This is a genomic window from Streptomyces sp. NPDC002690 (genome assembly GCF_053592415.1).
The window spans coordinates 22,691-42,500 of the sequence record NZ_JBSFVR010000018.1 but is presented as its reverse complement, the minus strand read 5'-3'; the positions used below and the strand labels follow the sequence as shown (position 1 = coordinate 42,500).

Annotated in this window: 17 protein-coding genes and 1 pseudogene; 8 read left to right on the top strand and 10 right to left on the bottom strand. The window is 67.7% G+C overall.

Annotation, left to right across the window (positions count from 1 at the left end; all coding sequences use genetic code 11):
• Positions 1-57: 57 nt before the first annotated feature.
• Positions 58-420 carry a MerR family transcriptional regulator gene (locus ACWD3D_RS04745; protein WP_451459474.1) on the bottom strand — a complete coding sequence of 121 codons (363 nt, stop codon included), beginning with the start codon at positions 418-420 and terminating at the stop codon, positions 58-60.
• Positions 421-479: 59 nt separating this feature from the next.
• Here ACWD3D_RS04745 and ACWD3D_RS04740 point away from each other — a divergent pair, with 59 nt between their 5' ends.
• Positions 480-815 carry a putative quinol monooxygenase gene (locus ACWD3D_RS04740; RefSeq protein WP_451459473.1) on the top strand — a complete coding sequence of 112 codons (336 nt, stop codon included), beginning with the start codon at positions 480-482 and terminating at the stop codon, positions 813-815.
• 351 nt (positions 816-1,166) lie between these two features.
• Here ACWD3D_RS04740 and ACWD3D_RS04735 read toward each other — a convergent pair.
• From ACWD3D_RS04735 to dnaB, 3 genes and pseudogenes are all read right to left on the bottom strand, one after another.
• Positions 1,167-2,495: pseudogene (locus ACWD3D_RS04735) on the bottom strand (NF041680 family putative transposase); the annotation flags it as partial.
• Between the two features lie 149 nt (positions 2,496-2,644).
• Positions 2,645-3,235 (bottom strand): SMI1/KNR4 family protein, encoded by a 591-nt coding sequence (locus tag ACWD3D_RS04730; protein WP_451459472.1) that lies wholly within the window; start codon positions 3,233-3,235, stop codon positions 2,645-2,647.
• A gap of 205 nt (positions 3,236-3,440) precedes the next feature.
• Entirely contained in the window at positions 3,441-4,907 is a 1,467-nt protein-coding gene (gene dnaB / locus ACWD3D_RS04725) for a replicative DNA helicase (protein WP_328723743.1), read from the bottom strand.
• A gap of 476 nt (positions 4,908-5,383) precedes the next feature.
• Here dnaB and ACWD3D_RS04720 point away from each other — a divergent pair, with 476 nt between their 5' ends.
• Positions 5,384-6,721, top strand: a complete 1,338-nt coding sequence (locus ACWD3D_RS04720; RefSeq protein ID WP_451459471.1) for an MATE family efflux transporter — start codon at positions 5,384-5,386, stop codon at positions 6,719-6,721.
• A gap of 214 nt (positions 6,722-6,935) precedes the next feature.
• Here ACWD3D_RS04720 and rplI read toward each other — a convergent pair whose 3' ends face one another.
• From rplI to rpsF, 4 genes are all read right to left on the bottom strand, one after another.
• A complete protein-coding gene (gene rplI / locus ACWD3D_RS04715; RefSeq protein WP_266706586.1) occupies positions 6,936-7,382 on the bottom strand; it encodes a 50S ribosomal protein L9 in 447 nt (148 codons plus the stop codon).
• A gap of 18 nt (positions 7,383-7,400) precedes the next feature.
• On the bottom strand, positions 7,401-7,637 hold the full coding sequence (gene rpsR, locus ACWD3D_RS04710) for a 30S ribosomal protein S18 (protein WP_003967857.1): 237 nt from the start codon (positions 7,635-7,637) through the stop codon (positions 7,401-7,403).
• 44 nt (positions 7,638-7,681) lie between these two features.
• Positions 7,682-8,287 (bottom strand): single-stranded DNA-binding protein, encoded by a 606-nt coding sequence (locus ACWD3D_RS04705; protein ID WP_451459470.1) that lies wholly within the window; start codon positions 8,285-8,287, stop codon positions 7,682-7,684.
• A 68-nt stretch (positions 8,288-8,355) separates the two neighbouring features.
• Positions 8,356-8,646, bottom strand: coding sequence for a 30S ribosomal protein S6 (gene rpsF, locus ACWD3D_RS04700; protein WP_266706588.1), 291 nt, complete (start codon positions 8,644-8,646; stop codon positions 8,356-8,358).
• Positions 8,647-8,923: 277 nt separating this feature from the next.
• Here rpsF and ACWD3D_RS04695 point away from each other — a divergent pair, with 277 nt between their 5' ends.
• From ACWD3D_RS04695 to ACWD3D_RS04685, 3 genes are all read left to right on the top strand, one after another.
• The gene (locus tag ACWD3D_RS04695) at positions 8,924-9,250 is read left to right on the top strand and encodes a hypothetical protein (protein ID WP_451459469.1); all 327 of its coding nucleotides are present in this window, start codon (positions 8,924-8,926) and stop codon (positions 9,248-9,250) included.
• A 172-nt stretch (positions 9,251-9,422) separates the two neighbouring features.
• Positions 9,423-10,541, top strand: coding sequence for a lipid II:glycine glycyltransferase FemX (locus ACWD3D_RS04690; RefSeq protein ID WP_451459468.1), 1,119 nt, complete (start codon positions 9,423-9,425; stop codon positions 10,539-10,541).
• Between the two features lie 106 nt (positions 10,542-10,647).
• Entirely contained in the window at positions 10,648-11,679 is a 1,032-nt protein-coding gene (locus ACWD3D_RS04685; RefSeq protein WP_451459467.1) for an alanine racemase, read from the top strand.
• 100 nt (positions 11,680-11,779) lie between these two features.
• Here the strand turns inward: ACWD3D_RS04685 and ACWD3D_RS04680 are convergent, their stop codons facing one another.
• Positions 11,780-13,279, bottom strand: coding sequence for a glycosyltransferase family 87 protein (locus ACWD3D_RS04680; protein ID WP_451459466.1), 1,500 nt, complete (start codon positions 13,277-13,279; stop codon positions 11,780-11,782).
• Between the two features lie 131 nt (positions 13,280-13,410).
• Positions 13,411-16,155, bottom strand: coding sequence for a transglycosylase domain-containing protein (locus ACWD3D_RS04675; RefSeq protein ID WP_451459465.1), 2,745 nt, complete (start codon positions 16,153-16,155; stop codon positions 13,411-13,413).
• Positions 16,156-16,541: 386 nt separating this feature from the next.
• Between ACWD3D_RS04675 and ACWD3D_RS04670 the strand changes: the two genes are divergently transcribed.
• From ACWD3D_RS04670 to ACWD3D_RS04660, 3 genes are all read left to right on the top strand, one after another.
• Complete coding sequence (locus ACWD3D_RS04670; RefSeq protein ID WP_451459464.1) at positions 16,542-17,225, top strand: helix-turn-helix transcriptional regulator; 684 nt, start codon at positions 16,542-16,544, stop codon at positions 17,223-17,225.
• Positions 17,226-17,289: 64 nt separating this feature from the next.
• Positions 17,290-18,372, top strand: a complete 1,083-nt coding sequence (locus ACWD3D_RS04665; RefSeq protein ID WP_451459463.1) for an inositol-3-phosphate synthase — start codon at positions 17,290-17,292, stop codon at positions 18,370-18,372.
• Positions 18,373-18,495: 123 nt separating this feature from the next.
• Entirely contained in the window at positions 18,496-19,767 is a 1,272-nt protein-coding gene (locus ACWD3D_RS04660) for an MFS transporter (RefSeq protein ID WP_451459462.1), read from the top strand.
• Positions 19,768-19,810 lie beyond the last annotated feature (43 nt).

Below are 19,810 nucleotides of genomic sequence, written 5' to 3'. Positions count from 1 at the left end.
AAGAGCACCACCCTGCGAATCCATTCCGCGCCGAGGCGCTCAGGCCTCCAGCACCGGTCAGTTCGCGGGTGAACCCTCGCGGGCCCGGGTCGCGGTGATGAGTCCGGTCAGCGAGGTGCGCGCCTGAGACAGCGCGGAGATCCGGTCGTCCAGACCTCGCAGGTGGTCCTGGAGGGCGTCCAACTTGCAGCCGTCGACCGTGCCGTCCCCAACGACGCACGGCAGCAGTTCCCGGATGACCCGGGTCGGCAGGCCCGCGTCCAGGAACGAGCGGATACGGCGGACCGCTACGAGGGCGCCCTCCCCGTAGCGGCGGTGGCCGCTCGCGAGGCGCTCGGACTCCAGGAGGCCCTGCTCCTCGTAGTAGCGCAGCAGCCGGACGGAGGTGCCCGTGGCCTCGGACAGCTCACCGATCCTCATGTGGTGCTCCTCACATCCCCTTGAACCTCACACGGATGAGAGATCCTACTGTCGCTGCCATGACCAACACGGCGAACACCCGCCCCATCGCCCTCTACGGATTCCTCCGGCCCCGGCCGGAGCGCGCGGACGAGGTCCGGCGCGTCCTCCTCTCCTTCGTCGCACCCACCAGGCAGGAGCCCGGCAACCTGCAGTACCACCTGCACGAGCACGAGGACGGCCGCTTCTTCCTCTACGAGGTCTGGCGCTCGAGGGAGGATCTTGACCGTCACAACGCGACGCCCCCGCTGCGCGCTTTCCTGGAGAACCTTTCGACCTACCTGGACGGGCCCTCGGACGGCTTCTTCGACACCATGATCAGCCCGTACCCGGAAGGCGAACAGGCCGCCGGGTGAAAGAACCGCGGCATGCTGGACCAGCACCCCGTGTCTCCTGCGGCAGGCCCGGCCTCCGAGGGCCGGCGGTCAGTAACTCCAGCTGTAGAGGCCGCCGCCCGTGCTCATCGCGGACGCCGCGAGCCGGGACACTCCGTGCAGGACCGCCGACAGATCTTCGTCGGTCATGTCGTCCCCGTCGGCAGACCTGAGCCTCGCGGTCCAGCGATCCGCCAGCTCCTCCAACTCGGTGTAACTGGCGTTGGCCAGCGCCCGGGTCAACCGCGGTGGCAGAGCGAACACCTCAACGCCATCGTTCAAGGGGGCAGTGACCCACTCCGGCCACGACCACCCAAGAAGCTGCTCGATCGCCGGGATCTCGGCAGATGGTTTCGGTGCACGGGCCGGACAGGCCAGGTGCGGGCGGAGGTTCCGCAACCCTCGGCGGACACGGGCCGGGGTGAGTCGTGCGGGCTCAGCTGGCCTCTCCCAGAGCCGGCGGAGATCCGCCGCGGCTTCGCGGGTGAGCCGGAGTTGGGTGTGGGCGGCGATCACGAGCCACGTCCAGCGGTCGCCAGCCTCGGGGGTGCGGAGCTTCGGCCGGGTCCATCCGAGGGTCTGCTTCATCAGTCGGAAGGTGTGCTCCAGATCGAATCTCCTCAGGAATGCCTGCCAGCGCACATCGATGCCCTCGCCGGTCAGGCCAGTGGCAGAGGACCACAACCAGACAGGGAGAGGTTCCCCGCCACCGGGCAGGCGATCGACCTGGAGGCGGATCAAGGTGCCCTCGATGATGGGAAGTTCACCGGTGTGGTCGATCCAGGCGGAGCGATCGGTCAGCCGGGGGTGGATTCGGTCCCAGGCCATTGCTCGGGCGGTGCCGTACCGGTCGGTGACCTGTGTCGTTGCAGCTTCGGGTTCGCCCCAGATCTCCGGCTTGGCGAAGCGGAACTCCTTGCCGTGTTTCGGCGGCCGTCCGCCCTGCGGCGGGGAGATCCAGGGCACCGGGACCGGCTTGCGCATCACCCGGTCCGTGCGCATTCGTCCAAGGACCTCCACCGGCAGCCCGGCCAGGAGGTGCGCCATGCGCGGGGCGTCGTAGCCAGCGTCGAACACGACCAGGATGTCGCGGTCGCCGACGTGCCACCGGCCCATCTCGATCAAGTCCACGATCACCCGGCGGACCTGGGCGGCAGTGACCTCGGCGACGTCGTCGTCCGGACCAAGGCGGACGGCGTCCAGGAGCTGACACCAGGACGTCCGGCCAGATTCCAGGGCGGCGACGAACGAGTAGGGCCAGCCGGGAATGAACTGGTCCGAGGACCGGCCGCTGCGGCCGTAGACGTGGCAGAACAGGCGGTCGGCGCTGGTGGGTGCGTCCGGGCGGAACCAGTGACTGATGTCGACCGCGAGGACCAGGCGCCCGTCGGCTGCCTGCGGCATGGGCAGGCCGGCCAGCACCTGGCGCAGCCGGGGCACGTCGACGTTCCCGCGGTTCAGCGCGTCGTACATGGCACCGTGCCCACGCCGATGTTCAGCCACCAGCGTCAGGTCCACCAGCGCCGTCACCGGCCCGTCCGCGCACAGCAACGCGTCCACCAGCTCGAACAGTTCGTCCCCGCGTGCGGTCAGGCAGTCGAATAGGTCGTCCCAGTAGCGTGACGTCACCAGGAACGGCTCTCCCTCTACATCTTGATGCAAACCCACCCCGCAGCCTTCGCCTGTCCTGCGTCTCTGCGCCGGAGTTCAGCATCAAGCGACGGCCGCCGCGCTGTCGCGCAGATCCGATTTTGCGATCAAGTTCGAGGGAGCGTTCGAGCGGTCGAGTCCGCGACCTGGGTGTGGAAGCGCTACTCGGCCCGCCACCAGCCCTGTCCGACATGCCAGTCCCTCACCCAGTGCAGGAAATCGCCCCCCGGCTGATCGGACGTGCGGTCGACATAGGGTGCGGCGCATCCGTCTCTGAGCCACCACACCCGGCCGCGTTGCGGCCCGGTCACCGCTAGCGTCCAGTACTCACCGGGTCTGTCGCTGCCCAGCAGCACGGAGCCGTGCTGGTAGGTCTGGTGCAACAGAGACGAGTGGCGGGTGTGGTCGTAGTAGTCGTACTCCCACTGCCACTCCTCCTCAAGAGGGAAGGGTTGGCCGGGCACGCGTACGGCAGCGCCATCGAACGGCTCCGGGCTCATCCAGCAGTCCGCTTCCCAGACGGCCCAGCTGTCCGGTTTCTCTCCCAGTGGCAGCAGACCACCTTCGTCAGACGGACCGTCGTCGGTACCGTTCGCGATCTCAGTCACGAAAGTGCGATACGGCTCCGGCAACACCACCCCGTGCCTGCGCTCCCACACCCGAAGCTCTTCCCTGTCCAAAGGGCAGTGACGGACCTCTGCCGGAAAGGCTTCACTCAGGACGGCTATCGCACCCGAAATCGCATCCTCCACGCCCTACAGGTATCACCGGGCACTGACACTCTGGCCTCGGACCACTGCACGCTGCGGGTTAAAAGACAAGCTGAGGACCTGTACACGAAGAGGGGAACTACCCGCTCACTCGGCATGTTTGCCGGCCCCGTGTCCTGTTGGCCACGCGGTGGCCATCGCCGGTGGACAGTGGCCACAGGACCGGGACACCCGCAAGGCGCGGGGATCAGGTCTGGGCCATGTCCACGAAACGGGAGTAATGGCCCTGGAACGCCACCGTGATGGTCGCGGTCGGACCGTTACGGTGCTTGGCGACGATCAGGTCCGCCTCGCCGGCGCGCGGCGATTCCTTCTCGTACGCGTCCTCGCGGTGCAGCAGGATCACCATGTCGGCGTCCTGCTCGATGGAACCGGACTCACGGAGGTCGGAGACCATCGGCTTCTTGTCCGTACGCTGCTCGGGACCTCGGTTCAGCTGGGAGAGCGCGATCACCGGCAGCTCCAACTCCTTGGCGAGGAGCTTCAGGTTTCGGGACATGTCCGAGACCTCCTGCTGACGGCTCTCGGCACGCTTCGAACCACCGGACTGCATCAGCTGCAGGTAGTCGATGACGACCAGCTTCAGGTCGTTGCGCTGCTTGAGACGTCGGCACTTCGCCCGGATCTCCATCATGGAGAGGTTGGGCGAGTCGTCGATGTACAGCGGGGCCGCGGAGACGTCCGGCATCCGGCGGGCCAGTCGCGTCCAGTCCTCGTCCGTCATCGTGCCCGAGCGCATGTGGTGCAGCGCCACCCGCGCCTCCGCCGAGAGCAGACGCATCGCGATCTCGTTCCGCCCCATTTCCAGGGAGAAGATCACGCTCGGGAGGTTGCCCTTGATCGAGCACGCCCGGGCGAAGTCCAGTGCCAGGGTCGACTTACCCATGGCGGGACGGGCGGCGATGACGATCATCTGGCCGGGGTGCAGGCCGTTGGTCAGCGCGTCGAGATCGGTGAATCCGGTGGGGACGCCGGTCATCTCCCCGCTGCGGGAGCCGATCGCCTCGATCTCGTCGAGCGCCCCCTCCATGATGTCGCCGAGCGGCAGGTAGTCCTCGCTGGTGCGCTGCTCGGTGACGGCGTAAATCTCGGCCTGGGCGGAGTTGACGATCTCGTCGACGTCTCCGTCGGCCGCGTAGCCCATCTGTGTGATCTTCGTACCCGCTTCGACCAGGCGGCGCAGCACGGCACGCTCATGGACGATCTCGGCGTAGTACGAGGCGTTCGCGGCGGTCGGCACCGACTGGACGAGGGTGTGGAGGTACGGCGCGCCACCGACCTTGGTGATCTCTCCGCGCCGGACGAGCTCGGCGGCGACCGTGATCGGGTCGGCCGGCTCGCCCTTGGCGTAGAGATCGAGAATGGCCGTGTAGACGGTCTCGTGGGCGGGGCGGTAGAAGTCGTGCCCCTTGATGACCTCCACGACCTCCGCGATCGCGTCCTTGGAGAGCAGCATGCCGCCGAGCACCGACTGCTCGGCGTCCAGGTCCTGCGGAGGGACCCGCTCGAATCCCGGCGAGCCACCGTCCCAGCCGTTGTCACGGTCACGGTCGTGCTGGTCGTCCCGACCGCCGCGGTCACCGCGGTCACCGCGGCGCTGACGGGAAACAGGCAGACGGTCGCTGGGACCGACGTCGGCCCAGGGCTCGTCCAAAGGCTCCGGAATGCTCACCGGGCCACCTCCTCCCGTCCGCTTCGCGGACCTAGCCATGCCACTCTTTCTTACGGCACAGCACCGACAAACAGGACACCCGACTCCGCTTCCGGAGCTTCGACTTCAGCGCGTTTCGAGGGACGGCCGGACTACGGGCGACGGTCCACGGTAGGCCGCTCCGCACCGTCAGCCAATCTGGTTATCCACAGGGCATGTGGATGACGGACCAGATGCTGTGGAGAAGTCCGCCGATCCTGTGCACGGACCGGGGGACAGCACTGTGGACAAACTCATAGCATCGGCATACACACACCCCTGACCTGGCATTTCTCCGTCCACTGACTGTGGGGGAGAAAAACTTTCCCGCTTCGATCAAGATCACCGCGAACGGCGCGTGGTCCAGCGCACAGACCCTGCGATAGTAAGGATCACAAAGGGCTTGCGTGTATTACCTGTGGAAGATTGGATTGGCTCTCATGACCAAGGCCCCCGCGACACCGACATCAGGCCGCAGACGCCACGACCGAGAGATCGTCGCACTCGCCGTGCCCGCCTTCGGCGCGCTCGTGGCCGAGCCTCTTTTCCTCATGGTCGACAGCGCGATCGTGGGTCATCTCGGCACCCGGCAACTGGCCGGGCTCGGGGTGTCAGCCGCCCTTCTGTCGACCGCCGTCAGCGTCTTCGTCTTCCTCGCGTACGCCACCACCGCCGCCGTCGCCCGCCGCCTCGGAGCAGGTGATCTCGCCTCCGCCATCAGGCAGGGCATGGACGGTATCTGGCTCGCCCTCCTCCTCGGCGCCCTGGTGGTCGCCGCCGTACTTCCCACCGCACCATGGATCGTCGACCTCTTCGGCGCCTCCGGGACAGCGGCTCCCTACGCGACCACCTATCTCCGCATCTCGACTCTCGGGATACCGGCCATGCTGGTGGTTCTGGCGGCAACCGGGGTCCTGCGCGGACTCCAGGACACCCGGACTCCGCTGTACGTCGCCATCGGCGGGTTCTCCGCCAACGCGATCCTCAACGCAGTCCTGGTCTACGGCGCCGACCTGGGCATCGCGGGATCGGCCTGGGGCACTGTGATGGCGCAGACGGCCATGGCCGCGGCCTATCTGGTCGTGGTCGTCCGGGGCGCCCATCGGCACAAGGCATCGCTCCGCCCGGATGCGGCGGGCATCCGCGCGAGCGCTCGGGCCGGGGTTCCGCTGCTGATCCGTACGCTCTCCCTGCGCGCGGTCCTGGTCATCGCCACCGCGGTCGCCGCAAGACTCGGGGACGTGGACATCGCGGCCCACCAGATCGTCCTTTCGCTCTGGACCCTCACAGCCTTCGCCCTGGACGCCATCGCCATCGCCGGCCAGGCGATCATCGGGCGCTACCTCGGCGCCGACGACACGAAGGGCGCGAGGGAGGCATGCCGGCGAATGGTGGAGTGGGGCCTCGCCGCAGGGGTGGTGCTCGGCGCGCTCATCGTTCTCGCCCGGCCGCTCTTCATCCCGCTGTTCACCAGCGACTCGTCGGTACGGGACACCTTGCTGCCCGCACTGCTGGTGGTGGCGGTCTCCCAGCCGATCGCCGGTGTCGTCTTCATCCTGGACGGCGTCCTCATGGGCGCCGGGGACGGGCGCTATCTGGCTCTGGCCATGCTCGTCACCTTGGCCGTCTTCGCCCCGGTCGCCCTGCTGATCCCCACCCTCGGGGGCGGGCTCACCGCACTCTGGTGGGCCATGGACTTGATGATGGCCGTGCGGCTCATCACCTTGTGGCTGCGAGCCCGCTCGGGTCGGTGGCTGGTCACCGGTGCCACCCGCTGATCCAGGGCGCGGGACGCAGGAGATACCGGGTGCACGGGGGAGCGCCGGACACACGGGTGAAACGCCATGTTTCACGTGAAACACCGGCAGCCCACGCAGAAGCGCACGTTTCACGTGAAACGCGAAACATGAAACGTGAGCCATGAGACGTGGGACGACGAAGGGCCGTACCCCGCGGGGTACGGCCCTTCACCTAACTCGTACGAGCACTGCCTCAGGCAGCGACGACCTCGACGCCGAGCTGCGCCGCAACCTCAGGGTGCAGGCGCACGGACACCTGGTGTCCGCCAAGCGTCTTGATCGGCGAACCGAACTCGACGCGACGCTTGTCGACCTCCGGGCCACCGGCAGCCTTGATCGCCGAAGCGACGTCGGCCGGGGTGACGGAGCCGAAGAGGCGGCCGGCGTCGCCGGAGCGAACAGCCAGACGAACCTTCACGGACTCGAGCTTGGCCTTGATCTCGTTGGCCTGCTCGATCGTCGCGATCTCGTGGATCTTGCGGGCGCGGCGGATCTGCGCCACGTCCTTCTCGCCACCCTTGGTCCAGCGAATGGCGAAGCCACGCGGGACCAGGTAGTTGCGAGCGTATCCGTCCTTGACGTCGACGACGTCGCCGGCGGCACCGAGGCCAGTGACCTCGTGGGTGAGGATGATCTTCATTTTTGCGTCACCCTTCCCTTATCGCGCGGTGGACGTGTAGGGCAGCAGCGCCATCTCACGGCTGTTCTTGACTGCCGTGGCGACGTCACGCTGGTGCTGAGTGCAGTTGCCCGTAACGCGGCGGGCACGGATCTTGCCGCGGTCGGAAATGAACTTCCGCAGCATGTTCGTGTCCTTGTAGTCCACGTACTGGGTCTTGTCCTTGCAGAACGCGCAGACCTTCTTCTTAGGCTTGCGCACAGGCGGCTTCGCCATGGTGTTTCTCCTGTGTGATCAAGAAGTGGGGGTACGAGCCGGACCTAGAAAGGAGGCTCGTCCGAGTAGCCGCCGCCGCTGGAACCGCCGGAGCTTCCGCCCCAGCCGCCCTGGCCCCCGCCCTGCTGGCCGCCGGAGGGTGCGCCGGTTGCCCACGGGTCGGCGTCGGGAGCGCCGCCGCCGCCCTGCTGGCCACCGCCACCGGGACCGCCGCCCCAGTTGCCGCCGCCCTGCTGGCCGCCGCCGTATCCACCCTGGCCGCCCTGGCCACCCTGACCACCGCGACCGGCGGTCTTGGTGACCTTGGCCGTGGCGCTCTTCAGGCTGGGGCCGACTTCGTCGACATCCAGCTCGTAGACCGTGCGCTTGACGCCCTCACGGTCCTCGTAGGACCGCTGCTTCAGCCGGCCCTGCACAATGACGCGCATGCCTCGCTGAAGCGACTCCGCGACGTTCTCCGCCGCCTGACGCCAGACCGAGCAGGTGAGGAACAGGCCTTCGCCGTCCTTCCACTCATTGGTCTGCCGATCGAAGATGCGCGGTGTGGACGCGACACGGAACTTCGCGACCGCCGCACCGGAAGAGGTGAAGCGCAGCTCGGGGTCGTCGACGAGATTGCCGACGACCGTGATGACGGTCTCGCCTGCCATGGATGAACCTCTCGGCGGGGATTGCTTGCTGGCTGCTACTCGAACCCGATGACCGCTGAGCTAGAAGCTCAGTGGGTCTCGGGACGGAGGACCTTGGTCCGGAGGACCGACTCGTTCAGGTTCATCTGTCGGTCGAGCTCCTTGACGACCGCAGGCTCGGCCTGCAGGTCGAGGACCGAGTAGATGCCCTCGGGCTTCTTCTTGATCTCGTAGGCGAGCCGACGACGGCCCCAGGTGTCGACCTTCTCGACCTTTCCGTTGCCCTCACGGACGACGGAGAGGAAGTTCTCGATCAGGGGAGAGACAGCGCGCTCTTCCAGATCGGGGTCGAGGATGACCATCACTTCGTAGTGACGCATGTGGAACCCACCTCCTTTGGACTCAGCGGCCACGGTCGTTCCGTGGCAGGAGGGTCGTGATGCGTACGCATCGGTGTCCGTCGGGTGAAACAGCGAGCTCGACAGGCGCCTCGGAAGGAGGGCCGCCGGGCAGGCTCAAGGCAGACACCGGTGCAGACCGTACAGACTACCTGCCATGAACCCCCGGGTTGAAATCCTGGGCCAAGGATGCGCAATCTGTACATATCGGATGTGAGCGGCGTCTCAGCGCGCCGCCCCTTCGGCAGGAGGCATTTTCATGGCCCAGGTAGCGCATACCCGCCCGCGGAACCGCCCCACCGGCTCCCTCTTCGCCACGGACGGCAGGCCCCATCCCCTCCAGGACGCCCTGATGGTGGTGACCGGGGTTCTCGGTGTCCTCGCCTTCGTGACCGCCATGTTCCACAACCTGCACCTGCTCAGCTCGTGGGCCGGGCTCATCGGCATTCTGACCGGCGGCTACGGGATGTGGGTGTCCAGGACCACCTGGGAGCGGTTCGCCCTGATCATGGGGCTGGGCTCCTCCGCGGTGGGCTTCTACCTCGGAATGGCCCACGGAGGCCTCTTCGGCAGCGTGATCAGCTGACCCGTCACGTCGTACCCGGGCCCCGGCGGCAGCTCCGCCGGGGCCCGTACGCCACCGGCTCGCGGCCAAGTGCCGTACGGGCCAGAACGGGCGCTCCCCGCTCACAGTAGGCTTCGGCGCGAGAGCCGGAGCCCCTGACCGATGGGGACACACCTGCCGAGGAGCGCCCCGCATGAGCCTGACCCTGAGGACCATCAGCCGCGAGCAGCATCTGGCGTACATCCAGAGCCTGCCCGCGGCCAGTCACTGCCAGGTCCCGGCGTGGGCTGACGTGAAGACGGAGTGGCGGTCGGAGAGCCTCGGCTGGTTCGACAACAACGGTCAGATCGTCGGCGCCGGACTTGTGCTGTACCGACAGCTCCCGAAGATCAAGCGGTACCTCGCCTATCTCCCCGAGGGCCCGGTCATCAACTGGTACGCGCCCAACCTGGACGACTGGCTCCAGCCGATGCTCGCCCACCTCAAGCAGCAGGGCGCCTTCTCGGTGAAGATGGGGCCGCCGGTCGTCATCCGACGCTGGGACTCCACCGCGATCAAGGCCGGCATCCAGGACCCGGACGTGAAGCGCCTGCGGGACGTCGAGGCGACGGTCATTGAACCGCGTGCCTTCGAGGTCGCGGACCGGCTGCGCAAGATGGGCTGGCAGCAGGGCGAGGACGGCGGCGCCGGCTTCGGCGACGTGCAGCCCCGCTTCGTCTTCCAGGTGCCTCTCGCGAACCGCTCCCTGGAGGACGTCCTCAAGGGCTTCAACCAGCTGTGGCGCCGCAACATCAAGAAGGCCGACAAAGCCGGTGTCGAGGTCGTCCAGGGCGGCTACGAGGACCTCGCCGAGTGGCAGCGGCTGTACGAGATCACCGCCGTGCGCGACCACTTCCGTCCGCGCCCCCTCTCGTACTTCCAGCGCATGTGGTCCGTCCTCAACTCCGAGGACCCCAACCGGATGCGGCTGTACTTCGCCCGCCACAACGGGGTCAACCTCTCCGCCGCGACGATGCTCGTCGTCGGCGGACACGTCTGGTACTCCTACGGCGCGTCCGACAACATCGGCCGCGAGGTCCGGCCCTCCAACGCCATGCAGTGGCGCATGCTGCGCGACTCGTACGCGATGGGCGCGACCGTCTACGACCTGCGCGGCATCAGCGACTCCCTGGACGAGACCGACCACCTCTTCGGCCTGATCCAGTTCAAGGTCGGTACGGGCGGGGAAGCCGTCGAGTACGTCGGTGAGTGGGACTTCCCGCTCAACAAGCTTCTGCACAAGGCACTCGACATCTACATGTCGCGCCGCTGACGCACCCGGGCCCGGCGAACGACCGGCCCCGTCCGCTCCGTTGACATCTCCGTACGTTCTGCGATCTCAGACACACCGCAGCCACCAGAAAGGTTCCGGGCCGGCCATGGCGCTCTCCCTCTACGTCGACACCGCGCGCTGGCGGGCGCACCAGAAGTCCGTGATCGATCAGTTCCCGGGGCTCGTGCCGGTCTGCAAGGGCAACGGGTACGGCTTCGGGCACGAGCGTCTGGCCGACGAGGCCATCCGCTTCGGCTCGGACATGCTGGCGGTCGGGACGACGTACGAGGCCGCCCGGATCAAGGACTGGTTCAGCGGCGACCTGCTCGTCCTCACGCCGTTCCGGCGGGGCGAGGAGCCGGTCCCGCTGCCCGACCGCGTGATCCGCTCGGTCTCCTCCGTCGACGGGGTGCACGGCCTCGTCGGCGCCCGGGTCGTCATCGAGTGCATGAGCTCGATGAAGCGCCACGGGGTCAAGGAGGAAGAGCTGGGACAGCTCCACTCCGCCATAGAGGACGTACGTCTCGAAGGCTTCGCACTGCACCTCCCGCTGGACCGCACCGACGGGTCGGACGCGGTGGAAGAGGTCATCGGCTGGATGGACCGGCTGCGCAACGCCCGGCTGCCCCTGCACACCATGTTCGTCAGCCACCTCAAGGCGGCGGAACTGGCCCGGTTGCAGCAGCAGTTCCCGCAGACCCGCTTCCGCGCACGTATCGGCACCCGGCTCTGGCTCGGCGACCACGAGGCCACCGAGTACCGCGGTGCCGTGCTGGACGTGACGCCCGTCGTCAAGGGCGACCGGTTCGGCTACCGGCAGGGCAAGGCGGCGTCGGACGGCTGGCTGGTGGTCGTCGCCGGCGGCACGTCGCACGGGGTCGGCCTCGAGGCTCCCAAGGCACTCCACGGCGTGATGCCGCGCGCCAAGGGCGTCGCCCGGGCCGGACTGGCCACGGTCAACCGCAACCTGTCGCCGTTCGTCTGGTCGGGCAAGCAGCGCTGGTTCGCCGAGCCGCCGCACATGCAGGTGTCGATCCTGTTCGTGCCGTCGGACGCCCAGGAACCGCGGGTCGGCGACGAACTCGTGGCGCACCTGCGGCACACCACCACGCAGTTCGACCGTCTCGTCGAGCGCTGACGGACCCCCGGCACGGCCCGGGCCGTGCCGGGCACCGCCCGCCCGACGGGAAAGGTTCAGACACGGCCTGAGCGCCGGCGGTCCTCCGCGGCGGGACCGGTCAGTCGCCGGACCCGCCGCCGCGTACCGCTCCCCAGTCGGCCGGCTCGCCCCAGAACGCCTCGTCCTCGATCTCCCGAGTGCCCATGGGCGCCAGTACGAACACGTCCGGCGCCCCGTCGAGCACTCCGCCCGAGGGATCGTCCGCGCCGTCCTGCCGTACGACGTCCCGGTCCGGCAGGACGATGTCCCGCACGACCAGGGCGACGAGGTAGAGCGTGCCCAGCAGGTGCAGGGCGATGGCGAACTGGTAGCCGTCCTGCGGCAGTCCCTGGTGCTTGTCCCCGCTGCTCGTGTACGCGAGGTACATCCAGATGCCGAGGAAGTACAGCACCTCGCACGCCTGCCAGATCAGGAAGTCGCGCCAGCGCGGTCGTGCCAGCGCGGCAAGCGGAATCAGCCAGAGCACGTACTGCGGCGAGTAGACCTTGTTCGTCAGGACGAAGGCCGCCACCACGAGGAACGCGAGCTGGGCGAACCTCGGCCTGCGTCGCCCGACCAGCGCCAGGGACGCGATGCCGAGGCAGCAGAGCCCCATCAGCACCACCGAGGCCACGTTCACGACGGGGGCTTCGATGGGCCGCCCGGCGCGCTGCGTGATGATCAGCCAGAACGACCCGAAGTCGATGCCGCGTTCGCGGCTGAACGTGTAGAACTTCTTCCACCCGTCGAAGGCGTACAGCATCACCGGCAGGTTCACCACCAGCCAGGCGACCGCGGCCGAGAACGCGGCGACGAGGAACGGCCGCCACTTGCCCGCGCGCCAGCAGAGCAACAGAAGCGGTCCGAGCAGCAGGGCGGGATACAGCTTCGCCGCCGTCGCCAGTCCGATCAGGACACCGAAGGCGACCACCTTCCCCCGCGACCACATGAGCATCGCGGCCGCGGTCAGGGCGACGGCCAGCAAGTCCCAGTTGATCGTGGCGGTGAGCGCGAAGGCGGGCGCCAGTGCGACCAGCAGCCCGTCCCAGGGACGGCGGCGGTGGGTGCGCGCGACGCACACGGCCGCCACGACCGCGCAGATCATCAGCAGGCCGGCGTTGACGAGCCAGTACATCTGCTCGCGCTGCTGCATCGGGTCGCTGTCCGGGGTGAGCGTGAGCCACGAGGCGACCTGCATGAACAACCCGGTCAGGACCGGGTATTCGAGGTACTGCATGTCGCCGCCGAACTGGTCGAAGTACGGCAGTAGCCCGTCCGCGAAGCCCCGGCCGACGAAGAGGTGGGGGATGTCGGAGTAGCAGGCATGGGTGTACTGCGAGCTGGTGCCTCTGAACCACGCCCAGTTGTAGCAGGGGAGCTTCTGCACCATGCCGAGCGCGAACATCCCGATCGCCACCAGGGCGACCACCCGCACGGCCGTCAGTCCTCCACCGCCGAACCGCGCGAACCGGCCCGCCGGTCCGCCGATCAACCCGGCCCCGGCGGCGGCGATCTCGTCCTGCCGGGTGGGTGCGACGGGACGCTCCTGGTCCTCGGTGGTCTCTTCTGCGCTTGGCATGCGCCACATCCTGCCGTACCGGGCTGTGCGGGAGGCGGGAGACCGCCGGACACGGCGGAGGGCCGCCCGCACCGGCTGGGTGAGGACGGCCCTCGCACACGGCCCGGGTCCGGGCCCGGAGGCGGGTTCGGCTATCCGCCGCCTCCCGTGGTGATGAACCCGGTGGAGCTGCTGGAGTTGTTGCCGTTGCCATTGCCGTTGGAACTGGAATTCGTGCCGGTGTCGGCGTTGCCGTCCGTCGTCCCGGTGGTATCACTGCCGTCCGTCGTACCGGTCGTGTCCGTACCGCCGTCCGCCCCCGTTCCGGTCGCCGCGTCCGGAGCGCAGGTGTTCCAGCCCCAGGTGGTACAGGTGTCGCTGGGCGACGGCGTGGGGGACATGGTCGACGGCGTCGGCTCCACCGTCGGCGTCTCGGACGGCGTGGGCGACGCGCTGCTGGCACTCGGCGAGGGGGTCGGGCTGGGGCTCGCGCCGCCGCCGTAGACCTTCTCACCGATGGGGTCGGGCTTGGGGAAGTCCACGACCTTCGTGCCCTTCACCGCGCCGACCATGTAGTCGTGCCAGATCTGCGCCGGGAACGAGGCTCCGTGGATCTTTTCCTTGCCGGCGGTGCCGAACATCGACTCGAAGGTACGGTCCTTGTGCTTCTCGTTGTCGTCCAGGCGGTACATGCTGACGGCGGTCGAGATCTGCGGGGTGTAGCCGACGAACCAGGCCGAGACGTTGTCGTCGGTGGTGCCGGTCTTACCCGCCACCGCACGGCCGGGAAGCTGCGCGGAAGTACCCGTGCCGCTCTCGACGACGTTCTTCAGGACATCGGTGACGTTGTCGGCGACGGCGGGTTCGAAGGCGGTCTTGGTCTTCTTCGCGTGCTGGTAGACGACCTCACCGCCCTGCTTGACCTCAGTGACCGAGAACGGCTCGTTCTGCTTGCCGCTGGTGGCGAACGTGGCGTACGCACCGGCCATGCGGATCGCGCTCGGCGAGGAAGTACCGATGGAGAACGACGGAACACTGTCGTTGGCCATGTACTCGTCGTCGCGCAGGCCCGCCGCCATGGCGGCTTCCTTCACCTTGTCCCCACCGACGTCCATGCCGAGTTGGACGAAGGGGGAGTTGATCGACTCCTGCATGGCGTACCGCAGGTCGACGTCGCCGTAGGAGATGTGGTCGTCGTTGGTCTGGAGCCACTGCTTGCCGTCCTCGTCCTCCCAGGGCGTCCCCTTGTAGTTCTCGATCTTCAGCTCGTTCTTGCCGCTGTAGATGCTCTTCGGGGAGACCGGGGTGCGCTCGGCGTCGCTCTGCTGCTCCCCCAGATCGGGGTCTCGCTTGCCGTACTCCATGGCGGCCGCGAGCACGAACGGCTTGAAGGTCGAGCCGACCTGCGCACCCGTGGGGTTGGCGTTGTTCGTGTAGTGCTTGGTCGCGTCCTCACCGCCGTAGATGGCGATGATGGCACCGGTGGCGGTGTCCACCGAAGCGCCGCCGAACTGGACGTGGCTGTCCTTCGTGGGGCGCTTCTTGGGGTCGATGTTCTCGTCGTAGACCTTCTTGACGGCGGTGTTGAGCTGCTGGACCTTCTTCTTGTCGAAGGTCGTGTGGATCTCAAAGCCGCCCTGGGCCAGGGTGTCGGAGTCGATGCCCCTCGTGTTGTTGCTCAGGAAGTAGCTCTTGGCGAGGTCCACCAGGTAGCCGGTCTGACCGCTGAGCTGCGCACTCTTCTTCGGCTCGTCCGGCATCGGGAACTTCGTGTACTTGGCCCGCTCCGCCGCGGCAAGGCTGCCGTCCTTGACTTCCTCGTCGAGGATCCAGCTCCAGCGCTTCGTGGCGCGCTCAAGGTTCTTCTCGGCGGTCGCCTGCACCGAGTCCACCTCGGGAGCACCGGCAGGATCGTAGTAGCTGGCGCCCTTGAGCAGGGTGGCCAGGAAGGCGCACTCGCTCGGATTCAGCTCGGTGGCGTCCTTGCCGTAGTACGTGCGTGCCGCTGCCTGGAGTCCGGAGGCTCCCCGGCCGTAGTACGAGACGTTGAGGTACCCCGCCATCACGTCGTTCTTCTTCATCTTGCTGCCCACCTTGAGCGTGATGAAGAGTTCCTTGAACTTGCGGCTGACCGTCTGTTCCTGGGTGAGCATCGAGTTCTTCACGAACTGCTGGGTGATGGTCGACCCGCCCTGGGTCTCACCACCCTTGGCCATGTTGAACAGGGCTCGGGCGATACCCATCGGGTCGATGCCGTGGTCCGTTTCGAACGACTTGTTCTCGGCGGAGATCACGGCGTTGCGCATCGCCGCCGGGATCTGCGCGTAGCTGATCTCCTGGCGGTTCACCTCACCGCCGGTCGCGACCATCTGCGAGCCGTCGGCCCAGTAGTAGACGTTGTTCTGCGCCTTGGCCGCCGAGCTGACCTCGGGGGTCTCCACCAGCGCGTACGAGACGCCCGCAATGCCCATGAGCATCCCGAGGAAACCGAGGCAGAGGCCGGAGACCAGCTTCCAGGACGGCACCCAACGCCTGAACCCGTACTTGCCGTAGCGCGGGTAGTCGATGATCCGCTTCTTGCCCGGCCGCCCGTCCCCGCGGCCTCGACCGGGGCCGCCCTCGGCACCTCCGCCGCGGCGTCGGCCACCTCCTCCTCCGCCCGGACCTCCGGTACCGGGCCCCTCGGCCCCGCGCCGCCGGCCCCCACGCTGAGCGGCACGACGCGCTTCGGCGCGGCCGCCTGGCGGTCGTTCTTCGGGATATGAGCCGGAAGGTGACTCGTCCGTCACTCTGTGTGATGATTCGGTGCGGCGTCCTGCTGACTGCGGCGCGGCTCGTCGGGCCGCGGCACGCCCCCCGTCTTGCGGTTGAGGCGTTTTACGACGGTGCTCGCTCATCGAACGACTACTCCTCGGGCAGGCGAGAGCGCCTGGAAGCGGCAGGTGAGATCCGGTCCCCCCGAATTGCGGACAGGCCCTGCGGAAGGCTCACCCGCAGTACATCCGGCAGTCCGCGAAGACTGACGCACGGCGACGCCTCACGGTTCCGGTGATCTGCATGCCGGACAGACTACGCACGGTCAAAACCCATCTAGGGCCGAACTTCACCCCAAATGACGCAAGTCGCTTGCTACGAATTAGCGATGTGACGCCGTTCACGAAGGTAGCCCTTGTCGAACCCTGCGGACCGATCTATCGTGCTGATGTATCGAGTCGATACATCAGGGCGGCATAAGTAAGCCGGTCGGACATCACGGGACCACCCGGCAGCGGAGGAGGCGAAGATGAGCAGGCGCTCCGGCATCCTCGAATTCGCTGTCCTCGGATTGCTCCGCGAGTCCCCGATGCACGGCTATGAGCTGCGCAAACGCCTCAACACCTCGCTGGGTATCTTCCGTGCCTTCAGCTACGGCACTCTCTATCCCTGCCTCAAGACGCTTGTCGCCAGTGGCTGGTTGATCGAGGAGCCGAGCACCGCCCCGGCCGATCTCGCGGCGCCCGCCTCTTCACTCGCGGGGCGCAGGGCGAAGATCGTGTACCGGTTGACGGCGGAGGGCAAGGAGCACTTCGAGGAGCTGCTCTCGCACACCGGGCCGGACGCCTGGGAAGACGAGCACTTCGCCGCTCGCTTCGCCTTCTTCGGCCAGACGGAACGCGATGTACGGATGCGCGTCCTGGAAGGCCGGCGCAGCAGGCTGGAAGAGCGCTTGGAGAAGATGCGAGCCTCTCTCGCCCGCACCCGTGAACGACTCGACGACTACACACTTGAGCTGCAGCGACACGGCATGGAGTCCGTGGAGCGCGAAGTGCGCTGGCTGAACGAGCTCATCGAGAGCGAGCGCTCGGGACGGGACCGGCGACGGTCCGCCCCCGGGGGCTTCCCTCAGCAGGACACAGCAGAGGAAACGGGCGGCCTGCCCCGGCGCCGGGCTGACACCCCGCCGGATCCGTCCGATGACACCGCCTGATGAAGTCCCCGCACATCGCGGGAGACTTCGTCGGGACCACCATTACACACAGGGAGCAACCGGAATGGGTTCGGTTCGCGTAGCCATCGTCGGCGTGGGCAACTGCGCCGCCTCACTGGTGCAGGGCGTCGAGTTCTACAAGGACGCCGATCCGGCCGGCAAGGTGCCCGGTCTGATGCATGTCCAGTTCGGCGAGTACCACGTCGGCGACGTCGAGTTCGTCGCTGCCTTCGACGTCGACGCGAAGAAGGTCGGCCTCGACCTCGCGGACGCCATCGGTGCCAGCGAGAACAACACCATCAAGATCGCGGACGTGCCCACCACCGGCATCACCGTCCAGCGCGGCCACACCCACGACGGTCTGGGCAAGTACTACCGCCAGACGATCGAGGAGTCCACCGAGGCCCCCGTGGACATCGTCCAGGTCCTCAAGGACAAGCAGGTCGACGTTCTCGTCTGCTACCTCCCCGTCGGTTCCGAGGTCGCGGCGAAGTTCTACGCCCAGTGCGCCATCGACGCCAAGGTCGCGTTCGTCAACGCCCTCCCGGTCTTCATCGCCGGCACCAAGGAGTGGGCGGACAAGTTCACCGAGGCCGGTGTCCCGATCGTCGGTGACGACATCAAGTCGCAGGTCGGCGCGACCATCACGCACCGTGTGATGGCGAAGCTCTTCGAGGACCGGGGCGTCGTCCTGGACCGCACGATGCAGCTGAACGTCGGCGGCAACATGGACTTCAAGAACATGCTCGAGCGTGAGCGCCTGGAGTCCAAGAAGATCTCGAAGACGCAGGCCGTCACCTCGCAGATCCGGGACCGCGAGCTCGGTGCCGACAACGTCCACATCGGTCCTTCGGACTACGTGGCGTGGCTGGACGACCGCAAGTGGGCGTACGTCCGCCTCGAAGGCCGTGCCTTCGGCGACGTCCCGCTGAACCTCGAGTACAAGCTCGAGGTGTGGGACTCCCCGAACTCGGCCGGTGTCATCATCGACGCCGTCCGTGCCGCGAAGATCGCCCTGGACCGGGGCATCGGTGGCCCGATCCTCTCCGCGTCCTCGTACTTCATGAAGTCCCCGCCGGTCCAGTACTTCGACGACGAGGCCCGTGAGAACGTCGAGAAGTTCATCGCCGGCGAGGTCGAGCGCTGATCCGGCCGAACGGCTGACAGCGCGGCCGTGAGCGGGTGCGGTAACGCCTCCTCACACGCCTGACGTACAAGGTCCCCGAGCCCGCGCGCTCGGGGACCTTCGGCGTATGTGACCCTTGCTCACATGGCTGTCGCGCGTGATCTGCGCATACTCCTGCGCCTTCGGAACTTCCGTCGCCTCCTCGCCGTGCGGCTCCTCTCCCAGGCCGCGGACGGCGTGTACCAGGTCGCGCTGGCCGCACACGTCGTCTTCTCACCCGAGAAGCAGGCGTCGGCCGGTGCCATCGCCTCGGCCATGGCGGTCCTGCTCCTTCCCTACTCCCTCGTCGGTCCGTTCGCCGGCGTACTGCTCGACCGCTGGCCGCGCCGCCAGATCTTCCTCCACGGAAACCTGCTCAGAGCCGCCCTCGCCTGCTGTACCGCGCTGCTCATCCTCGGCTCGGTGCCCGAGTGGCTCTTCTACGCGTCGGCGCTCTGCGTCACGGCGGTCAACCGCTTCGTCCTGGCCGGGCTCTCCGCCGCCCTGCCCCGCGTCGTCGACGCCGACCGCCTCGTCCTCGCCAACTCGCTCTCCCCGACCGCCGGAACGCTGGCGGCCACGGCAGGCGGCGGACTGGCCTTCGCCGTCCGTCTGCTGGCCGACGACTCCGACGCCGCGGTGGTCCTGCTGGGCGCGCTGCTCTATCTGTTCTCGGCTCTGGTCTCCCTGACCCTGCCCCGGAAGCTACTGGGACCTGACGCCCGGGAGAGCGTGATGCGCCTGCGCGCTGCGATGGGCGTGACCGCACGCGGGCTCGTCGCGGGGATGCGGCATCTGGTGGATCGCAAAGACGCGGGCCGTGCGCTGATCGCCATGACGGTTCTCCGCTTCTGCTACGGGGCGCTGACCGTCATGGTGCTCATGCTCTGCCGCTACACCTGGTCGGACGACGAGTCCGAGGGGCTGGCGCTGCTCGGGCTGGCGCTGGGGATCTCCGGAGCGGGGTTCTTCATCGCCGCGGTCGTGACGCCCTGGGCCGTGAGCCGGTTTGGCCGGTACGGATGGATCGTCGCCTGCGCGGGAGCCGCAGCCGTTCTGGAGCCCGCTCTGGGCCTGCCCTTCGCTCTCGCTCCGATGATGGTCGCCGCGTTCGTGCTCGGCGTGGCGACTCAGGGTTCCAAAATCGCGACGGACACGGTGGTGCAGACGTCGGTGGCCGACGCGTACCGAGGGCGCGTCTTCTCCCTCTACGACGTGCTGTTCAACGTGGCATTCGTGAGCGCGGCGGGCGTCTCCGCGCTCCTGCTGCCGCCCGACGGCAGGTCCGTCCTCGTGGTGACCGGAGTGGCGGTGCTGTACGCGGTCGTCGCCGTGACGATGTTCCGATGGCGACGCACTACCGCCACCGCCTCCTGACAGAGCGCGTCCAGCTCGTGTTTCACGTGAAACATCGCCGTCC

Excerpts from the sequence above, each read along its gene's own strand:
- ACWD3D_RS04695 (WP_451459469.1), top strand. The coding sequence starts at position 8,924 with ATGGCCCAGGTAGCGCATACCCGCCCGCGGAACCGCCCCACCGGCTCC.
- rplI (WP_266706586.1), bottom strand. The coding sequence starts at position 7,382 with ATGAAGATCATCCTCACCCACGAGGTCACTGGCCTCGGTGCCGCCGGC.
- ACWD3D_RS04740 (WP_451459473.1), top strand. The coding sequence starts at position 480 with ATGACCAACACGGCGAACACCCGCCCCATCGCCCTCTACGGATTCCTC.
- ACWD3D_RS04720 (WP_451459471.1), top strand. The coding sequence starts at position 5,384 with ATGACCAAGGCCCCCGCGACACCGACATCAGGCCGCAGACGCCACGAC.
- ACWD3D_RS04670 (WP_451459464.1), top strand. The coding sequence starts at position 16,542 with ATGAGCAGGCGCTCCGGCATCCTCGAATTCGCTGTCCTCGGATTGCTC.
- ACWD3D_RS04660 (WP_451459462.1), top strand. The coding sequence starts at position 18,496 with ATGGCTGTCGCGCGTGATCTGCGCATACTCCTGCGCCTTCGGAACTTC.
- ACWD3D_RS04690 (WP_451459468.1), top strand. The coding sequence starts at position 9,423 with ATGAGCCTGACCCTGAGGACCATCAGCCGCGAGCAGCATCTGGCGTAC.
- rpsR (WP_003967857.1), bottom strand. The coding sequence starts at position 7,637 with ATGGCGAAGCCGCCTGTGCGCAAGCCTAAGAAGAAGGTCTGCGCGTTC.
- ACWD3D_RS04680 (WP_451459466.1), bottom strand. The coding sequence starts at position 13,279 with ATGCCAAGCGCAGAAGAGACCACCGAGGACCAGGAGCGTCCCGTCGCA.
- ACWD3D_RS04705 (WP_451459470.1), bottom strand. The coding sequence starts at position 8,287 with ATGGCAGGCGAGACCGTCATCACGGTCGTCGGCAATCTCGTCGACGAC.
- rpsF (WP_266706588.1), bottom strand. The coding sequence starts at position 8,646 with ATGCGTCACTACGAAGTGATGGTCATCCTCGACCCCGATCTGGAAGAG.
- ACWD3D_RS04675 (WP_451459465.1), bottom strand. The coding sequence starts at position 16,155 with ATGAGCGAGCACCGTCGTAAAACGCCTCAACCGCAAGACGGGGGGCGT.
- ACWD3D_RS04685 (WP_451459467.1), top strand. The coding sequence starts at position 10,648 with ATGGCGCTCTCCCTCTACGTCGACACCGCGCGCTGGCGGGCGCACCAG.
- ACWD3D_RS04665 (WP_451459463.1), top strand. The coding sequence starts at position 17,290 with ATGGGTTCGGTTCGCGTAGCCATCGTCGGCGTGGGCAACTGCGCCGCC.
- ACWD3D_RS04745 (WP_451459474.1), bottom strand. The coding sequence starts at position 420 with ATGAGGATCGGTGAGCTGTCCGAGGCCACGGGCACCTCCGTCCGGCTG.